Raw genomic sequence first — 19,721 nt, forward strand, 5'->3', positions numbered from 1 at the left:
TTGTAGTTATTTAAGTTATCCTAAAAAACAAGACTCCAGTTAGATATGCCCAGTGTAGGTAGGTAGAAAAAATTTTTCTGTATTTTTTTACGGCAAAGTCAAATTCTTCCCTGTCCAAAAATATAAATTCATATCCATCTATTTTAATATTTTTTGTTAAATAGATGGAGATAAGTTCATTTTTTCTACTCAACATATGGTTTCTTATTAGTATATCAATAGGACCTTTTCTAGAAGAGAATTTCTGTAGATTTTTCTCTGCCAATTCTTCTTCTGACATACCAAGGGGGATATGAGTATTTACAGGAAAATCCCAAACATAATCCCCATCATTACTCACCTGTTTTTTTATACATAGTCGCTTTTCTTTATCGTATAATACCAAGATCAATCTTTTATGCAGCAGTCCCTGCTCATGGACCTTATCTTCTTTCATGGCACCAATGGGTTTTCCTTTTGTATCAACTATGTGAATAAGCATGGTCTCAACTCTCCAAATAAATACCTTGAATATACTCTTTTTTTGGACTAATAAATTTTACCTATGTTAAATGAGCTGAGAAGAATACTTGTTGTGACAAAACAGGGCCATACTCAGGCTCAAGTGCTTGCGAAAGATATAAGAAAGTGGTTAGAATCAAAAAGTTTTCATGTTAATATATTAAGCACTTCCAAATTAACCACAGGATCCATTGCTGACGACAATTGGGACTTAGTTATAGTACTTGGCGGAGATGGGACCTTACTTTACGTTGTAAGGTGTCTTTTGACAAGGGATATTCCTTTTTTGGGTATAAATTTTGGCAGAGTGGGTTTTCTCGCTGAAATTTCTCCAGATGAATGGGAAGATGTGCTATCTGATGTACTTATTTGTAGAAAGTTTATAAGCTCAAGGAGGATAGCCATAAAATACCAGGTAATAAGAGATGGTAATGTCTATACTTCAGGTTGTTCCATAAATGATGTGGTTATTTCAAGGGATGGGCTGGCCAGGCTTTTAGAATTACATATAGAAATTTCAGGATCAAAAAAGGCCCTTAATTTAAGGGCAGATGGGGTGATTGTGTCAACTCCCAATGGTTCCACTGGATACTGTGCTGCTGCTGGAGGAAGTTTAATTTTTCCCGAACTAAAAGTACTTGAAATTTGTCCCATTTGTCCATTTTTGACAAAATTGAGGCCCTTAATTGTGTCTGGCGACCATGTAATATCAATTGAAATAGGGGGAATAGAACAAGATGCATCCTTGACAGTTGATGGGCAGGAAGGATTTTTTTTGTCTCCAGGGGATATTGTTTGTATCTCCAGGCATGAATATGAGGTGGAATTTTTATTACCCCAAGATAGTTCATATATAAATAAGTTGATATCCAAAGGGTACATCTAGAGAAATGCTAAAGTTACGTCTATTCCTTATATTTCTCCTTCTTTTTTTTTGGTCATGTCATCCAAAGATTTCAGAAAGGGAAATCAGCTATAAAAAGGTACCTGGATTTAGAGTAAATAAAATAATAAGGGGTCTAAAGGCCAACAAACAAGGGCTTCCCACATGGGAAGATTTAAGGGAACCTTTAGAAAATACACTTAAGTTCCTGCATAGGAAAAAATTTAATGAACTATTTCTTCCAGGCTTAACTATTACTAAAGAGAAGCTCATAGAAAGTATCCAGCACTTAATCCGTATTTTGCCTGACTTAGACAAGGACCCATATATACTAAAAAAGGATTTTGATTTTTACCAATTAACTCCAAACACATTTTTTACTGGCTATTTTGGGATGGATGTTGAAGCCTCTTTGACAAAGGACAATGTGTATAAATATCCCATATATGGAGTGCCCAGGGATTTAAAAAGGGCAGACCTGGGGAAGTTTCACCCACGGTGGAAGGGCGAGATTTTAATTTATAGACTGGAAAAAGATTCCATTGCCCCTTATTATACAAGGGAAGAAATTGAAAAGAATGGGGCAATCAACAAAAAAGCAAAGGTCCTTGCCTGGGCAAAAAATCCAGTTGATCTATTTTTTTTACAAATTCAGGGATCAGGGAGATTGATTTTACCAGACGGAACCTTTAAATATATTGGTTATGCGGGGAAAAATGGAAGACAGTATGTATCCATTGGCAAATATATGATTGAGAAGGGATTAATAGCTCCAGGACAGGCAACATTAGATGGCATAGCCCATTATTTAAATGCACATCCAGAACTTTTGCCTGATATACTTTATATAAATCCCAGTTATGTATTTTTTAGGTTCTTAAAAGATGGCCCTATTGGGGCTGCAGGGATTAAATTAACAGGTTTTGCTTCCATGGCAACAGATCCACATGTTATACCACTTGGGGCAATTGGGATATATGACGTAGTCCTACCCATTGGGAAAAAAGGTTCTCGTGTGGTAGGGGCCTTTATGTCCCAGGATGTGGGTGGAGCTATTACCAATAACCATGTTGATCTTTTTTTGGGTTGGGGAGAAAATGCCAGGAAAATTGCAGGTAGCCTATCTACTTATGGTAAGATATATCTGCTTTTAAAAAAGTAGCTGTGAGGGGAGATACTTCCACAGTCACAGTTTTTAGGGCATAACTATTCAAAGGAGGAAATATGTCCAAATATGAAGTTGTTATAGGACTTGAGGTGCATGCACAACTTAAGACAAAATCCAAGTTGTTTTGTTCTTGTCCCACTACTTTTGGTGAACCACCCAATCAAAATACATGTCCTGTGTGCGCTGCTATGCCAGGTGCATTACCTGTTGTAAACAAAAAGGCTGTGGAATATGCAACAAAGATGGCCCTAGCTGTAAATTGTAAAATAAATAAAAATTCTCTATTTGCCAGAAAAAATTATTTTTATCCAGATCTTCCCAAGGGGTATCAGATTTCTCAATATGAGGAACCCCTTGCTGTGGATGGATATATAGACTTAAGGCTTGAACAAGGCACAAAGAGGGTGCGGATTGTAAGGATTCACATGGAAGACGATGCTGGGAAGTCTATACATGTGCCCGGGGAAAACAAGACCTTAATTGATTTAAATAGAACAGGTGTGCCCCTTATAGAAATAGTTTCTGCTCCAGATATAAACAGTCCTGAGGAGGCTGTTTTGTACTTAAAGGAACTTAGATCTATTCTGGTATATCTGGATATATGCGATGGAAACATGCAGGAAGGTAGTTTTAGGTGTGATGCCAATGTATCTATTAGACCAAGGGGAGAAGAAAAACTGGGAACAAGGACAGAGCTAAAGAATATGAATTCATTTAGACATGTTCAAAAGGCCCTTGAATATGAGGTCAGGCGTCAGATAGACCTTGTGGAAGATGGGGAGAAGGTAATTCAGGAGACCAGGCTCTATGATGAATCAAAGGGAATAACCAGGTCCATGCGAGGTAAGGAAGAGGCTCATGATTATAGGTATTTTCCAGATCCAGACCTGGTGCCTGTTATGATTTTAGATGAGGAATTAAACCAGTGGAAAGGGGAGATTCCAGAGTTGCCACTTGAAAAACTGGATAGATTTGTTAAAGAATATCATTTGTCTGAGAATGAGGCAGATCTCATTGTGTCAGATAAACACCTGGCTGACTATTTTGAGGAAGTGGTAGAGATCTATAATAGCCCCAAGGAAGTGTACAACTGGTTTCAAACTGACCTTTTAAGGGAACTCAATGAGAAGAATTTAAAACCTCAAGAGATAACTCTTACCCCTTATAATTTTGCAAATCTTTTAAAATTGGTTAAGGATGGAAAAATAAGCTTAAAGATAGCAAAGGATGTATTTCCTGATATCTTTGACAAAAATTTAGACCCAAACAAATACATTGAGGAAAAAGGACTTATTCAAATATCTGATGATTCCCAGCTGGAGAAAATTGTTGAGGAAGTAATCAAGGAAAATCCAAAGGAAGTTGAGGCATACAAAAATGGTAAAAAGAAACTCATGAGTTTTTTTATGGGACAGGTAATGAAAAAAACAAAGGGCAAGGCAAATCCAAAGGTGGTATCTAAGTTGTTTGCAAAAAGATTGAATAATTAACAAAATAAGGTAAAATACAATGAGACGGCATATAAAATTTTCAGACGAGGAAAATATCCTGGTCCTTTTAGACCAGAGATATCTGCCTAATAAAGAGATATGGTATGTGTGTAGAAATTTGAGGGAAGTGATTTTTGCAATAAAGAATATGGTTATTAGAGGTGCTCCAGCAATAGGAGTAGTGGCTGGTTATGGTTGTTATCTTGGTACACTTAATCTAGACCCAGAAGATCCAGAATGGCGTGATCTCCTAAAGAAAAAACTGATTGATTTAGAAGATGCCAGGCCAACTGCTGTAAATTTGCGACATGTGGTTCAAACCATGAGGGACATTTGGGAGAAAAATGAAGAGATAGGCCTAGATGAGCTCAGGTGGGTGTGGCTCAAAAAGGCAAAAGAGATTCATAATGAAGATATTTTAATTAATAAAGCAATAGGAAAGCATGGACTGGAGTTAATTAAAGACAAAAAATGTATTATGACCCACTGCAATGCTGGTGGGCTTGCCACTGGGGGATACGGAACGGCCCTGGGGGTAATTAGGGCTGCTAAATCTGCAAATCTAGGTATAGAAGTCATAGCCAATGAAACCAGGCCATTTTTGCAGGGTGCACGTTTAACAGCCTATGAACTCCACCATGATGATATAACGGTAAAAGTAGTGTGTGACAATTCAGCAGGTTATTTAATGGCCCAAAATATGGTGGATGCAGTAATTGTAGGTGCAGACAGGATTGTGGAAAATGGGGATACAGCTAACAAAATAGGCACATATTCATTGGCTATTTTGGCAAAACATCATAATATTCCATTTTATGTGGCCGCACCAGTGTCCACTTTTGATTTGAGTTTAAAAAGTGGTGACCAGATCCCCATTGAACAGAGGCCTGCAAAAGAAGTCACTAATATTGGGAATATGAAAATAGTCCCAGATGGTGTTGACGTGTATAACTTTGCATTTGATGTGACTCCAGGGGAATTTATTACAGCTATTATTTGTGAAAAAGGAATTATTTATCCTCCTTATGACGTAAATATCCCAGCAGTAATTTTGGGGAGTTAATAGATGCTGCCAGTAGTAGTAATAATTGGTAGGACAAATGTGGGAAAGTCTACTTTGTTTAACAGGCTAGTTAGAGCAAATAAGGCAATAACCCATGATAGGGAGGGTGTAACCAGGGATAGAATTTATGGGGAAGTCAGATATACAGAAAAACCCTTTGTGCTTTTTGATACTGGAGGACTTACATTTGATTTTCACAGTGAAATAGACAGGGGTATTTTTGATCAAGTTGAAAATGCAATAGACGATGCATCGCTTCTTTTGTTTCTAGTTGATGGAAAGGCCGGGCTCACACCATTAGATGAAGAAATCGCTGAGTTTATTAGAAGGTCAAAAAAGCCAGTACTCTTAGTTGTCAATAAGGTAGACGGCAAGGAGCAGGTAAGCACCCTTGTGTCTGAATTCCATAGACTTGGTTTTGAACCTATTGCTGTTTCTGCAGCTCATGGATACAATATTCGTTATTTAGTTAAGAAAATACAAGACATTATACCAAAGCCAACTATTGAGCCAGAGATATCTGGACTTAAAATTGCCCTTGTGGGGCGTCCCAATGTTGGTAAATCATCTATTATAAATGGATTTGTTGGGGAAAAGCGTCTTATTGAATCCCCAATTGCTGGTACAACTAGAGACAGTGTGGACGTAGTATTAAAAAAAGGTGACAACCAGTATATTTTTGTTGATACTGCTGGAGTTAGACGGAGAAGTAAAATAAAGGATCCCCTGGAAAAATTCAGTGTACTCAGGGCTCTTAGTGCAAGTAAAAGGGCACATGTAACTGTATTGGTGGTGGATGCCACATCCAGGCTAACACATCAGGATAAGACCCTGATACATTTTTTGCAGAGGGAAAATATCCCAATGATACTTGCTGTAAATAAGATAGATTTAGTGCCCAGGGCAAAGTTAGACGGATTAAGGACATATTTTAAGGATCAACTTAAATTTTGTCCCTATGTGCCAATAGTATTTACTTCAACAGTGGACAGGCGAGGACTTGGTGGAATTTTGGTTTTGGCAGAGAAATTATGGGAAGAAACCAACAAGAGGATAACCACAGGAGAATTAAATAGGGGGCTTGAGATTGCAATAAAAAGACACCAGCCACCAGTGGTGAAAAATAGGCGTCCAAAATTTTACTATCTCACTCAGGTGGACACAGTACCACCAACTTTTGTGTTTTTTTTGAACGATCATACACTTATCAAGACCCCTTATAAGAGGTATTTAGAAAATCAGATTAGAAAGATTTTTGGGTTTAAAATGGCACCAGTAAAACTAATTTTTAGGACATCAAGGGATAGTCGTGAAAATAAAAAATAAAAATTTAAGGAGTAGGGGTTTATGGTAGAAAAGGTAAATTTTATTTGGTTTGACGGAGAATTTGTACCCTGGGATGAGGCCAAGGTTCATGTTTTGACCCATACCTTACACTATGGTGCCGGTGTTTTTGAGGGAATAAGGAGTTATCTTTGCACAGATGGCTCTTCTGCTGTGTTTCGTCTCCAGGAGCATGTAAGGAGGCTATTTGATTCTGCAAAGATTTTAAACATCAAAATCCCCTATAGCCAGGAAGAGATTTGTGATGCAATAATTTCTACCTTAAAGAAGAATAAACTCAGAGAAGGCTATATTAGACCTTTGGTGTTTATTGGTGATGGGGCAATGGGGGTGCATCCCTCAACAAATCCAATAAGGGTGATAATAGCTGTTTGGCCCTGGGGTGCATATTTAGGTGAAGAGGCATTGGAGAAAGGCATCAGGGTAAAAACCTCTTCTTTTACAAGACATCATGTAAATGTAATGATGACCAAGGCAAAAATATGCGGCAATTACGTAAATTCTGTATTAGCCAAGATGGAAGCAGTATCTGATGGGTATGATGAGGCCCTAATGTTAGATGTTGATGGATATGTGGCAGAGGCAAGTGGTGAGAATCTTTTTATTGTCAGGGACAGTAAAGTAAAGACCTCTCCCTTGGGTCCAGTTCTCCCAGGGCTAACAAGGGATTGCATTATAACAATAGCAAAAGATATGGGCTATGAAGTTTTTGAGCAGAGATTTACCAGAGATGAACTCTATATTGCAGATGAAGCCTTTTTTACAGGAACTGCTGCAGAGCTTACTCCAATTAGAGAGGTAGATGGACGCACTATTGGAGCAGGTCATGCTGGACCTATTACAAAGCTGTTTCAACAGGAATTTTTTAAGATAGTTAAAGGCGATAACCTAAAGTATGCTGGTTGGCTAACCCACTACGAGATATAATTTGCTAAAAAAATAATTTAATATGGGAGCACCAATGGAGTATTTATTTGGTGCTCCCATATTTTTCATTAAGTTTATGGATAAGGGAAAACACCTAACAACATTTTATAGACCCCAGAGGTTTTCAGAATTAAAGGGCCAGGATCATATAAAAAAAGTGCTCACCCATATTGCCAAAAACGGTTCAGTGGGAAAGGTCTATTTATTCAGTGGCACAAGGGGGGTCGGTAAGACATCGGCTGCAAGGATCCTTGCAAAGGCCATAAATTGTAGGCAGGCTCCCACAGAAGAACCCTGTAATAGGTGTGATATATGTGGTGAGATTACAAAGGGAATATCCCTGGATGTGTTGGAGATAGATGGGGCATCCCACACTGGCGTTGATAATGTGAGGAAGTTAATTGAGGACATATCCCTTATGCCTGTTAAGTGTAAATATCGCGTAGTGATAATTGATGAAGTCCATATGCTATCAAAATCTGCCTTTAATGCACTCTTAAAGACCCTGGAGGAACCCCCATCTCATGCTGTATTTATTTTGGCCACCACAGAGGTAAACAAGATCCCCTCAACCATTCTTAGCAGGTGTCAGCATTTTTCATTTAAAAAACTGAGCACCCAGGAACTGGTGGATCATTTAAAATCCATACTGGATAAAGAAAGTATTTCCTATGATGAAGAGGCAGTAATCTTAATTGCTAAGAGGGGAGATGGAAGTGTAAGGGACTGTCTATCCATATTGTCTCAATTGGTTGCTGGAAGTGATGGGTATATTTCAGCAGAACTGGTAAGGGAAGTGTTGGGTATTGCGCCTGCTGAGGCCAAAATTCAAATTTTAGAGGCTGTTTTAAAAAAAGATATCCGTTCTATTGTTCTAAACATAAGATCCCTTTTAGATCGTGGAATAGATATCCCATATTTTTTGGAAGAGGTTACAACCCTATTTAGGGATCTTTTTTTAATAAAGAGCTGTGGAGAAGCATTAATTGGTGAAGCTTCGTCCCATATTGAAATTGAAAAAATGAAATTTTTTGCAACTAAATTTTCCATGGCACAAATACATGCAGCCTGGCAACTTTTGTTGGATGCAAGGATGAAATTAGATAGGGCTCAGGATCCTGTGTTGTTTTTAGAGCTTTTATTTGTGAACCTTACATATCTTGCTGAACTGACACCTGTTTCAAGGGTGGATTTTGCTGATAGAGATTTTTTAGTTGATCCAGATGAAACTGCTTCAAGTTTAAAACATAATAAAATGGAATCCCAGGCAGGGCAAAAAAATCAAATAGCAAAAGATGTTTCCCATCCAAAAACAGGAACCAGGACATGGCATGGATTTATTAAATATTTAAAAAATAGGGCACCATCCCAAAAATTACCCCACCTGCAGGCCGTAAATGGCCAGTTAGATGGGGAAAAATTGATAATCCAGTGTTCTGGATACTGGTTGCAGAAGTTAAAGTCCTCACAAGATGTCTTTAAATTTTTTCAAGATTCAATTTATGAGTATTTTGGTAATATAGAAATTGATTTCAAGGAGATAATAAGAAATTCAAAAAATTCTGTAACTGAACAAGTAAAAAATGATCCTGTTATTAAGAAAGTATTAGATGAATTTAAGGGTACTATTTATGACATAAAGTTAAGTAAAGGACAAAAAAGCGAGGAGGATGTATGAATATTCAGGAACTCATGAGACAGGCACAACTTCTACAAAAAAAGATATTAGATGCACAGGAAGAAATAAAGAATAAGGTGGTAGAAGCAACTGCTGGCGGAGGTATTGTAAAGGTGGTGGCAAATGGGGCACAGGAAATCGTGAGTGTAGAAATAGACCCAAGTGTTGTTGACCCAGAAGATACAACTATGCTCCAGGATCTAATTGTGGCAGCTACCAATGAGGCCCTGAGAAAATCCCGAGAAATGAAGGAAGAGGAGATTTCAAAACTCACAGGGGGGCTAAAATTTCCAGGTATGGGCATGATGTAATTGTAAGTTACAGGGAGAATATATGTTTAAGTCTCTGCCAGAGCCTTTGAGAAAGGTGGCCCATCATCTATCATCTATGCCAGGTCTTGGGCCTAAGTCTGCTATGAGGATAGCCTTGCACCTTTTAGAAATCCCAAAGGAAAAGGTCCAGTCCTTTGGCCAGGACATTTTAGAACTCAGGGACAGTCTTACTATCTGTCATATTTGTGGATCTTATTGTAATACAAGTCCCTGTGATATTTGTTCAGATCCAACAAGGGATCATTCACTCCTTTGCGTTGTGCCAGATTGGGATGGACTAATGCTTATTGAAAAGACTAAACTGTTTAAAGGAGTCTATTTGGTATTAGGTGGGCTTATCTCTCCTCTGGATGGTAAAGATTCGTCAAATTTAAGGATTGGGCTATTAAAAAAACATATAAAATCAGGTAAGATAAAAGAGGTTATTTTAGCCCTTGGCTCAACCAGAGAGGCTGAAATGACCGAGAGTTTTTTATCTGATTTAATCTCTCAGGAAGACCTTGATATACAGATATCTCGTTTGGCCCAGGGCATACCTGTTGGATGTGATTTAAAATATGTGGATGGAGAAACCCTAAAACAATCCCTTTATTATAGACAAAAATTGTAATGGATACCTTAAAAGGTGAGGTCGTTTCAGTAGTTTTTTCTGATCCAGAATCCAATTTTACAGTGGCCAGGCTGAAATCAAAGGGGGAACCAGGTCTTGTTACTGTTGTTGGAAATATTGGAGCAGTTGCCCCTGGAACAGAACTATCCCTTAAAGGTAAATGGAGGGTTCATCCAAAATTTGGAAGACAATTTAACATAGTGAGTTGGGTACAGAATCTTCCAGCAACAACTGTTGGCATCAAGAGATATTTAAGCTCTGGTCTGGTAAAGGGTGTAGGACCAGTTTTGGCTGAAAGGATGATAGAACATTTTGGGAGTAGTGCTTTAAAGGTATTAGATGAATCCCCTGAAAAATTGCTTGAGGTCCCTGGTATTGGAAAGAAAACTTTAGATAAGATTGTCACTTCCTGGGATGAGCAAAAGGAAATAAGAAATTTAATTTTGTTCCTCCAGGAGCATTCTATTTCTCCATCCTTTGCAGTTAGAATATATAAAACATATGGAAAGGACTCTTTAAGGGTGATTAAAGAAAAGCCCTATGAATTGGCATATGAGGTAAGGGGAATTGGCTTTAAAAGTGCTGATAAAATTGCCTTGAATCTGGGTTTCTCGGAACACTCAATTGAGAGGATAGAAGCAGCAGTTGTATATGTCCTGTTTTCACTCAGTGAAAGGGGCCATGTGTTTTATCCAAAGGGGGATCTGATTTCTGAGGTAATCAAGTTGTTAAATCTAGATGATATGGGCCTGGTGGAAGACGCAATAAAACTGCTTTTAGAAAAAAAGAGAATCTATATTGAAGAGATAGATGAAGACATAAAAGATGCAGTTTATTTGAGGCATTTTTATAAGTGGGAAGTAGAAATTGCATCTCGGATAAAAGGTATTATGAGTTGCGGGGTCATTCCACCTGGACACACTGAAATTATTAGAAAATATATAACTGATTTTGAAAAGGCCAATAACATCGAGCTTTCTGATGAGCAAAAAGAGGCAATACTTGGTGCATGTCTAAATCAAGTGTTTATTATAACTGGCGGTCCTGGTACAGGTAAGACTACAATTACCCGTTTTATTGGAAATATTTTGAAAAAGATGGGGCTTAAGGTAAAGTTGGCAGCTCCAACTGGCAGGGCTGCAAAGAGACTGCAAGATGCAACTGGCCTTTTTGCTTCAACCATTCATCGTATGCTTGGATTTGGACCAGGAGGTGAATTTAAATATAGAGAGGACAAAAAGTTAAAGATCAATGCATTGATTTTAGATGAGGTTTCAATGGTGGATTGCCATTTATTGGTGAATTTATTAAGGGCACTGCCCCTTACCTGCAAACTCATATTAGTTGGAGATGTCAATCAGCTCCCATCTGTTGGTCCAGGAAATGTGCTTGAGGATTTGATTGAATCAGGGAGGGTTCCAACTAAAAGACTTACCAAAATATATAGGCAGGCCAAAAAGTCAATGATAGTGATAAATGCCCACAGGATAAATGAGGGAAAGTTTCCTGTAAGGAGTAAATTGGAACCTCCTAAAGCAGATTTTTTTTGGGTGGAAGAAGAAGACCCCAAAAAGGTACAGAAGTTGATTGTCAGCATGGTGACCAATAGGATACCAGAGGTATATGGATACGATCCCATGGTTGATGTTCAAGTGTTAACTCCAATGCATAAAGGGGATATAGGAACATCTGCGTTAAATAAATTGTTACAAGATAGCTTAAATTCATCAAATAAAGCAACGTCTTATTCTTTGAAGGGATTTAGACTTGGGGATAGGGTGATACAATTAAAAAATAATTATGAAAAAGAAGTGTTTAATGGTGATTTAGGAAATATAAGAAAGGTAGATTTGGAGTCAGGGGAATTACTTATTAGTTTTGATGGTCGAGATGTAGTTTACCATCAGTCTGAACTAGATGAGATCGCCTTGGCCTATTGTATAAGTATCCATAAATCCCAGGGTAGTGAATATCCAGTAGTGCTTTTCCCTGTAATGGTGCAACACTACATTATGCTCCATAAAAACCTTATATATACTGCATTGACTCGGGCAAAGAAGTTGGCTGTTATTTTTGGAAGTAGAAAGGCAATGGCTATAGCGCTAAAGGATCTAAACAAAGAAAAGAGATATACCAATTTAAAGAACAGACTAAATCTATAAACCGGGGTCAGGTGTCTAATGAATGACTTTTGTATTGACATGGCAATAAATGAAGATTATTGTTTTTCAGTCTCAAGGTGTTTGTCTGCGAGAGTGGCGGAACTGGTAGACGCACTGGACTTAGGATCCAGTGGCCAAATTTAGGCCGTGGGAGTTCGAGTCTCCCCTCTCGCATGTGTTAAGACTTTTCAGAGGGGGTCTCTGAAAGGTCTTTTTTTATATTTTTATTTAGGAGGAGTTTGTCAATGGAATATAATGTTGAAGAAGTTTCCCCGGTAAAGAGAAAGGTTGTGGTAAAGGTCCCTGCTGAAGAGGTAAATGCTGCAATAGACGCCGCAGTGGCAATGTTTAGAAAGGATCTTAAATTGTCCGGTTTTAGAAAGGGCAAGGTACCTTCATATATTGTGGAGAACAGATTTAAGGAGGACATATACAAGCAGGCGGAGACAGACCTATTAAATGTACATTTTAATGAAATCTTAGGAGAACTTAGCCTACGTCCTGTATCAGAATTGAACCTCGATCCCCAGGAGTTTAAGAGGGATACTGATTACAATTATTCCTTTACTTTTGAGATAAAGCCTGAAATTGACCTGCCTGAATATCATGGGCTAAAGGTTAAGCAGAAAAAAGTAGAGATAAAAGAAGAGCAGGTGGATCGTGCCATTGAAAATTTGAGAAACCAATATGCCAAATATGAGGTTGTAAAAGAAGACAGGACTCCAAAGCAAGGTGATAAGGTGGTAGTGAGCTTTAAGTTGTATGAGGGAGATAAATTCCTTGAAGATGTTAGCCAGGATTTCTTTGAATTTTTCTATGGTGTAGGCGATGCACTTGAAGATTTTGAAAAACTTATAGCAGATCTTCAGCCTGGTGGGAAAAATGAGGGTGAAATAGTCTTTCCTGAGAATTTTTTAAATAAGTCCCTGGCAGGTAAAAAGATCAGGGCAGAGGTGGAACTCCATTCAATAAAAGAGAAGGTGCTCCCTGAGATAGATGAGGACTTTTTGAGTAAATTTGGAATGAGTTCAGAACAGGAACTAAGGGAAACAGTGGCAAAGAACCTAAAGAGGAACATTGAGGACATAGAGAAATCTCTTGCCCAGAAAAAACTGTTAGATGAAATAGTTGAAAAGGTGGAGGTGGTATTGCCCGATTCACTGGTGGAAAAGCAGTTGCAGAATATGATTGAAAGGGAGAGGGAGAAATTGGAGAGACAGGGTAAAGATCCTGATACCCTGGGAACAGAGGATGAACTCAAGGAAAAATTTAGGTCAGAGGCAGAAGCAATCGTGAAATCTCAGTTGGTGTTGCTTGAAATAGCAGAAAAAGAAGAGATCACAGTTTCCAATGAAGAAGTAGAGCAGAAAATTGCAATAACAGCCTATCAAATGGGCGTAGACCCCCAAATTCTCAGGGAATTTTATATAAAGAATAATATGATGTTTGCCTTGAGGGATAGTATTATAGCAGATAAGGCTATGGAAAAGGTTTATGAATATGCAGAGATAGAGTATGAAGAAGATGGTGCTCACAAGGAGGCCAGTGAGGAAGCAGAGGTAGAAGACAGCTCCCAGGATAAAGAACAAGATTCTTAAAAATTATATTCCTGCCCCTATCTACACCATTCGAAGTAAATTGGGGAAAGGGCATACCTTTCCCCACCTATAAATAGTTGACCAAATCAAGCTACTATGGTCAAAGCTAGTAACAGCATATATTTTAGTTGTGTTTTGTATATATTTAAGGCAAAATAAGAAAAAATTTTGAAGAGGTGCAGTATGAACGTTCCAATAGTAATAGAGACCACTGGAAGGGGTGAGAGGGCTTATGACATCTATTCCAGGTTACTTAAAGACCGTATAGTTTTGCTTGGAACCCCCATTGATGACCATGTGGCAAACTTGATTTGCGCACAGCTTTTATTCTTAGAATCTGAGGACCCAGAAAAAGAGATAAATTTTTACATAAATTCACCAGGTGGATCCGTTACTGCTGGTTTGGCCATATATGATACCATGCAATACATAACTGCTCCTGTTGCAACTTTGTGTCTTGGGCAAGCTGCAAGTATGGCTGCAGTTTTGTTGGCAGCAGGCCAGGCTGGTATGAGATATGCCTTGCCCCACAGCAGGATACTCTTGCATCAACCAATGGGGGGATTTCAAGGACAGGCATCTGACATTGACATTCAGGCAAAAGAAATTATTAGACTTAAAGGGATGTTAAATGATATTTTAGCCAAACATACTGGAAATGATATAAAGAAGATCGAACAAGATACAGATAGGGACTATTTTATGGGTCCAGATGAAGCCCTTGAATATGGAGTTATTGATAAGATTTTGACCAAGAGAGAGGATTAATTCGAGTTTATTAAAATGATAAACTCCGGCTAATCCATAAATTCAATTTTTAAGGTGATTTTATGGGAAAAAATAGAAAAGATAATACCACTCAAAAATTTAGGTGTTCTTTTTGTGGTAAAGATCAAGATCAGGTCCAGAGGCTAATTGCAGGACCTGATGTGTTTATTTGTGATGAGTGTGTGGCCCTTTGTAATGAAATTCTTACCCAGGATAAGATCAGCGATGAAGTGGAGGAAGGCCAGCTTATCCCTCCCCAGGAGATAAAGAGGATATTAGACGAGTATGTAGTGGGCCAGGAACAGGCCAAAAAGATCCTATCTGTGGCAGTATATAACCACTACAAGAGGATTTATTATCAAGAGTCTATAACTGCAGCAGATGTTCAATTGGACAAGAGCAATATCCTTTTATTGGGTCCCACAGGAACAGGTAAAACTCTGCTGGCCAGGACATTGGCCAATATTTTAAATGTGCCTTTTGTTATTGCCGATGCGACCACCTTGACTGAGGCTGGTTATGTGGGCGAGGATGTTGAGAATATCCTGGTGCAGCTTTTGCAGAATGCAGAATACGATATTGAAGCTGCATCCAAAGGGATAGTTTATATAGATGAGATAGATAAGATTTCAAGGAAGTCAGAGAGTGCTTCTATTACCAGGGATGTATCAGGGGAAGGAGTTCAACAGGCATTGCTAAAGATTATTGAGGGGACAATGGCAAACATCCCACCAAAGGGTGGTAGAAAACATCCACAGCAAGAGTATATTCGTCTGGATACCACAAATATTCTATTTATTATGGGCGGTGCCTTTATTGGGTTGGATAAGATTATTGAGAGACGTCTTCAAGGTAAATCCATGGGGTTTGGTGCCAAAATTACCCAGAAGAAGGAGAAAAAAATTGGTGAAATTTTAAGGGAGTGTCGGCCAGAGGATTTGATTAAGTTTGGCTTGATCCCAGAGTTTGTGGGTAGAGTGCCTGTTATAGCTGCTTTAGATGAATTAGAGGAAAATGATTTAATAAGGATATTAACTGAACCTAAAAATGCACTGGTAAAACAATATCAAAAATTATTTGAGCTAGAAGGGGTGAAACTTTCCTTTACTGATGGAGCACTGAAGTCAATTGCAAAAAAGGCCATGGAGAGAAAGACAGGCGCCAGGGGGCTTAGGAACATAATGGAATCTGTTATGATGGATATTATGTACAAGCTTCCTTCAAGAATAGGCGTTAAGGAGTGCATCATAAATAGTTCTGTTGTTGATGGTGGTAAAGATCCCCTTTTATTTTATGATAAAGACAGAGAAATGAAAACTGCCTAGAAATACTTTAATTGCCCAGGAGGAATTAATTCAATGAGTGAAATAGCCCATGAAATGGATAAAGAAATAAAATTTAGAGAATTACCCGTTATGACCTTAAGGGATGTAGTAATCTTTCCTGGTGCGATTATGCCTCTTTATGTTGGAAGACCAAGCTCAATTAAAGCGGTAGAGAAGTCTTTAAGTGAATTTGATAGATGGATCTTTTTAGTAACCCAAAAGAATCCTGAAATTGAAATTCCAAAAAAGGAAGATCTGTATGAAATGGGAGTAGTTGCAAAGATCCTTCAGCTACTAAGACTTCCAGACGGAACCATTAAAGTTCTGTTTGAGGGAATAAAAAGAGCTACATGGACAGGTGAAGATCCGTTATTTGATGAAACTGGTAATTTCCCAGTGGTGGATATTAATATCTTACATGACAGTAAATCGGTGTCGGAAGAAGGAGATACTCTTGTTCGCCTAACAAAAGACACATTGAAAAAATATGTAAAATCGTCAAAGAGAATATCTAAAGATGCCTTAAAGCTAATTTTGGATACCAATGATCCTGGAAAACTGGCTGATACCATTATCCCCCATTTGAGAGCAGGTTTTGAGAAAAAACAGGAGGTCTTGGAAGAATTAGACCCTGTCAAGAGGTTGGAGATTGTTTACGGACTTCTTATCAGCGAAATAGAGTTCTTGGAAATTGAGGCCAAGATAAACCAAAGGGTGAAAGAGCAAATAGAATCAAACCAGAAAAATTACTATCTAAATGAACAGTTAAAGGCTATCCATAAAGAAATGGGGCTTGAACAGGATCCCTTTGAGGAGGTGGAAAATCTAGTAAAACTCCTTGAAGAAAAGAGAATGCCTGATGAGGCAAAGGAAAAGGTTATGGGGGAGATAAAGAAACTCAAACAAATGCCCCCTTCCTCTGCGGAGTATACAGTTGTTAGAAATTACGTGGACTGCATTTTGGATTTGCCTTGGGATGAAATCAAAACAACAGATATTAATATAGAACATGCAGCTAAGATATTAGATGAAGATCATTTTGGGTTGGAAAAGCCAAAGGAGAGGATTTTAGAATACCTGGCAGTTCAAAAATTGGTGGACAAGGTTAAAGGTCCTATTTTGTGCTTTGTTGGCCCTCCTGGGGTGGGAAAAACTTCTCTAGCCAGGTCTATTGCAAGGGCAATGGATAGAGACTTTATAAGGATATCTCTTGGAGGTGTTCGGGATGAAGCAGAAATTAGAGGACATAGGAGGACATATGTTGGGGCCCTGCCTGGGAAAATAATACTTTCTTTGAGAAAGAAAAAGTATAACAATCCAGTCATATGCTTAGATGAGGTGGATAAGATGTCCACAGATTTCAGGGGAGACCCATCAGCTGCATTGCTAGAGGTTTTGGATCCAGAACAAAATTATGCCTTCAATGATCACTATTTAGACCTAAATTATGATCTATCAAATATCTTCTTTATAACCACTGCAAACACCTTGCAGACAATTCCGTGGGCATTGAGGGACAGGATGGAGATAATTCATCTTCCTGGTTACTTAGAAGATGAAAAGTTGAAAATAGCTAAATATTTTCTCATTCCAAAACAGAGTGAGAGACATGGAATAAAGGACAAAAATGTTTCTTTTTCTGATGGTGCGGTGGTTGAGATTATCAGGAAATATACAAGGGAAGCAGGAGTCAGGAACCTTGAGAGGGAGATAGCTTCTGTGTGTAGGAAGGTTGCCAAAAAATTGGTAGAAGGAAAGGATCTAGACAGAAAAATTACTGTAACTAAAAGTTCAATTTCATCATATTTGGGAGTCCCAAGGTTTAGGCATGGTGAGAGGGAAGAAAAATCACAGGTGGGACTGGCCACAGGCCTTGCATGGACAGAGCTTGGCGGAGAGCTCTTGATGATAGAAGTAGCAATTATGGACGGTAGTGGAAAGATAGAAATAACAGGAAAGATAGGGGAAGTGATGCAGGAATCTGCAAAAGCAGCCCTAAGCTATGTAAGGACTCGCTCAGAGCTATTTGGCCTTAAGAGAGATTTTTATAAGGAAGTGGACATCCATATTCATGTACCAGAAGGGGCAACTCCAAAGGATGGTCCATCTGCTGGAATAACTATGGCAACTGCCCTTGTTTCAGCTCTACTCAATGTTCCGGTTAAAAATGATGTTGCCATGACAGGCGAGATCACCTTACGTGGTAGGATATTGCCAATTGGTGGACTCAGGGAAAAATTGCTTGCGGCCCATAGGGGTATGGTCTCAAAGGTCATTATCCCAAAGGAAAATAGTAAGGACTTGAAAGAAGTACCAAATACCATTCTAAAAGATTTAGAGATAGTTGAAGTGGATCACATGGACGATGTTTTGCCAATTGCCCTACAAGATATAAAACCCAGGGACTTTTTAGAGACCTCAAAGGAAATAGTTCCTATTTCATACAGGCTGAGAAAAGAAGAAGTTTCACAAAAGACTCAGTGAATAAAAATCTGCGTTCAAAGTTCAAGGTTAACGTTCAAGGTTCAATGTGGTCTTCATCCTGAGCTTTGCTGTGTCTGTGGTATGTGTCTGTGATCTGTAACTCTCACATACATCCTTCACCCTTCTACCTTTCACTAATCTCTATTCACTATTCACTTTCTCCATAACGCAATCAATAATCGGAGCTAAGGGAATAGGCAGAAATAAAAAACAGATCCACTAATCTCCAATTATCTCTAATAACCTGTTTTTGAACTTAAAGAATTTTTTATGTTTAATTGCAAAGCGGGCTTCTCTCACTAAATTTAAATAAAAAGCCAGATTGTGTATGGTATTGAGTCTATAGGCCAGTAATTCTCTGGTAGTGTATAAATGTCTCAAGTATGCCCTTGTAAAATTTGTGCAAGTATAACAATTACAATTTGGATCCAGGGGCGAATCATCCTTTTTAAATTTCTTCTTTTTTATATTTATCTTTCCCAAGGAGGTATAAAGGGTTCCATTTCGTGCATTCCTTGTTGGAAGGACGCAGTCAAACATATCCACTCCCATTTCAATTGCATTTAGAATATCCATGGGCTTGCCCACTCCCATAAGATATCTAGGCCTATTCCAAGGAAGGATAGGTATTACTGATCCAAGCATGTTAAACATTATTTCTTTGGGTTCTCCAACACTAAGTCCTCCTATTGCATAACCATCAAAGGGGATTTCTGTTATCTGCTTAGCACTCTCCTCTCTTAAATCTGAAAAAAATCCACCCTGCACTATTCCAAATAATAGTTGTTTGGGATTTTTTCTAGCTAAATATGCCCTTTTGGCCCATGTTGTGGTAAGTTTTAGAGATTTTTTTGTGTAGTCATAGTCAGCCCCATATGGTACACATTCATCTAAAACCATCATTATGTCTGAGCCTAAATTTTCTTGAATTTGAGTGACATTTTCAGGGGTGAATAGGTGTTTTGAACCATCTATATGGGACCTAAAAATTACACCCTCTTCAGTAATATCCCTTAGGGCAGATAGACTAAATACCTGATATCCACCGCTATCTGTTAGAATGGGTCTGTGCCAATTCATAAAGTTATGGAGACCACCTAGCTCTTTTATGAGTTTATCCCCTGGTCTTAAATAGAGGTGGTAAGTATTTGAAAGGATTATTTCGGCCCCAATGGAGTATACATCGTGGGAAGAGAGTGCTTTGACCGATGCCCTTGTCCCAACAGGCATAAATATGGGTGTGTTTACTATCCCATGCTTTGTTTTTAAACGACCTATTCTAGCATTCCCATCTACGTGTAACACTTCAAAAACCTTGGACATAGATTTACCTCATAATTTTAGACACAAAAAAGGCCGAAACTAATGAAGTTTCGGCCTTATAAATT

At 38.4% G+C, this 19,721-nt stretch carries 16 protein-coding genes and 1 tRNA gene; 15 read left to right on the forward strand and 2 right to left on the reverse strand.

Features of this window, described 5'->3' with window-relative positions:
• Positions 1-10: 10 nt before the first annotated feature.
• Entirely contained in the window at positions 11-481 is a 471-nt protein-coding gene (locus ACYQ0O_RS00610) for an NUDIX hydrolase (RefSeq protein ID WP_459889662.1), read from the reverse strand.
• 63 nt (positions 482-544) lie between these two features.
• On the opposite strand from ACYQ0O_RS00610, the gene ACYQ0O_RS00615 reads away from it, so the two are divergent.
• The 15 genes from ACYQ0O_RS00615 (at position 545) to lon (ending at position 18,333) form a co-directional block, all read left to right on the forward strand.
• Positions 545-1,387 carry an NAD(+)/NADH kinase gene (locus tag ACYQ0O_RS00615; RefSeq protein ID WP_459889664.1) on the forward strand — a complete coding sequence of 281 codons (843 nt, stop codon included), beginning with the start codon at positions 545-547 and terminating at the stop codon, positions 1,385-1,387.
• 4 nt (positions 1,388-1,391) lie between these two features.
• On the forward strand, positions 1,392-2,546 hold the full coding sequence (locus ACYQ0O_RS00620; RefSeq protein WP_459889666.1) for an MltA domain-containing protein: 1,155 nt from the start codon (positions 1,392-1,394) through the stop codon (positions 2,544-2,546).
• A 62-nt stretch (positions 2,547-2,608) separates the two neighbouring features.
• Positions 2,609-4,042: an Asp-tRNA(Asn)/Glu-tRNA(Gln) amidotransferase subunit GatB gene (gene gatB / locus ACYQ0O_RS00625; protein WP_459889667.1), complete on the forward strand. Its 1,434-nt coding sequence runs from the start codon at positions 2,609-2,611 to the stop codon at positions 4,040-4,042.
• Positions 4,043-4,061: 19 nt separating this feature from the next.
• On the forward strand, positions 4,062-5,105 hold the full coding sequence (gene mtnA / locus ACYQ0O_RS00630; protein ID WP_459889669.1) for an S-methyl-5-thioribose-1-phosphate isomerase: 1,044 nt from the start codon (positions 4,062-4,064) through the stop codon (positions 5,103-5,105).
• Positions 5,106-5,108: 3 nt separating this feature from the next.
• A complete protein-coding gene (der, locus tag ACYQ0O_RS00635) occupies positions 5,109-6,431 on the forward strand; it encodes a ribosome biogenesis GTPase Der (RefSeq protein ID WP_459889671.1) in 1,323 nt (440 codons plus the stop codon).
• Between the two features lie 21 nt (positions 6,432-6,452).
• On the forward strand, positions 6,453-7,376 hold the full coding sequence (locus tag ACYQ0O_RS00640) for a branched-chain amino acid transaminase (RefSeq protein WP_459889673.1): 924 nt from the start codon (positions 6,453-6,455) through the stop codon (positions 7,374-7,376).
• A gap of 34 nt (positions 7,377-7,410) precedes the next feature.
• On the forward strand, positions 7,411-9,054 hold the full coding sequence (dnaX, locus tag ACYQ0O_RS00645) for a DNA polymerase III subunit gamma/tau (RefSeq protein WP_459889675.1): 1,644 nt from the start codon (positions 7,411-7,413) through the stop codon (positions 9,052-9,054).
• Positions 9,051-9,365, forward strand: coding sequence for a YbaB/EbfC family nucleoid-associated protein (locus tag ACYQ0O_RS00650; RefSeq protein ID WP_459889677.1), 315 nt, complete (start codon positions 9,051-9,053; stop codon positions 9,363-9,365). Before dnaX ends, ACYQ0O_RS00650 begins: the two co-directional genes overlap by 4 nt.
• Positions 9,366-9,387: 22 nt before the next feature.
• Positions 9,388-9,996, forward strand: coding sequence for a recombination mediator RecR (gene recR / locus ACYQ0O_RS00655; protein WP_459889679.1), 609 nt, complete (start codon positions 9,388-9,390; stop codon positions 9,994-9,996).
• Complete coding sequence (gene recD2, locus ACYQ0O_RS00660; protein WP_459889681.1) at positions 9,996-12,158, forward strand: SF1B family DNA helicase RecD2; 2,163 nt, start codon at positions 9,996-9,998, stop codon at positions 12,156-12,158. Before recR ends, recD2 begins: the two co-directional genes overlap by 1 nt.
• 87 nt (positions 12,159-12,245) lie before the next feature.
• A tRNA-Leu gene (locus tag ACYQ0O_RS00665) sits at positions 12,246-12,332 on the forward strand.
• A 71-nt stretch (positions 12,333-12,403) separates the two neighbouring features.
• Positions 12,404-13,756: a trigger factor gene (gene tig, locus ACYQ0O_RS00670; protein WP_459889683.1), complete on the forward strand. Its 1,353-nt coding sequence runs from the start codon at positions 12,404-12,406 to the stop codon at positions 13,754-13,756.
• Positions 13,757-13,939: 183 nt separating this feature from the next.
• A complete protein-coding gene (clpP, locus tag ACYQ0O_RS00675; protein WP_075067835.1) occupies positions 13,940-14,524 on the forward strand; it encodes an ATP-dependent Clp endopeptidase proteolytic subunit ClpP in 585 nt (194 codons plus the stop codon).
• 62 nt (positions 14,525-14,586) lie between these two features.
• Entirely contained in the window at positions 14,587-15,849 is a 1,263-nt protein-coding gene (clpX, locus tag ACYQ0O_RS00680) for an ATP-dependent Clp protease ATP-binding subunit ClpX (protein WP_459889686.1), read from the forward strand.
• 33 nt (positions 15,850-15,882) lie between these two features.
• The gene (gene lon / locus ACYQ0O_RS00685; RefSeq protein ID WP_459889688.1) at positions 15,883-18,333 is read left to right on the forward strand and encodes an endopeptidase La; all 2,451 of its coding nucleotides are present in this window, start codon (positions 15,883-15,885) and stop codon (positions 18,331-18,333) included.
• Positions 18,334-18,552: 219 nt separating this feature from the next.
• Here lon and tgt read toward each other — a convergent pair whose 3' ends face one another.
• The gene (gene tgt / locus ACYQ0O_RS00690) at positions 18,553-19,656 is read right to left on the reverse strand and encodes a tRNA guanosine(34) transglycosylase Tgt (RefSeq protein ID WP_459889690.1); all 1,104 of its coding nucleotides are present in this window, start codon (positions 19,654-19,656) and stop codon (positions 18,553-18,555) included.
• Between the last annotated feature and the right edge of the window lie 65 nt (positions 19,657-19,721).

The sequence above is a fragment of the Desulfothermus okinawensis JCM 13304 genome, assembly GCF_054654515.1.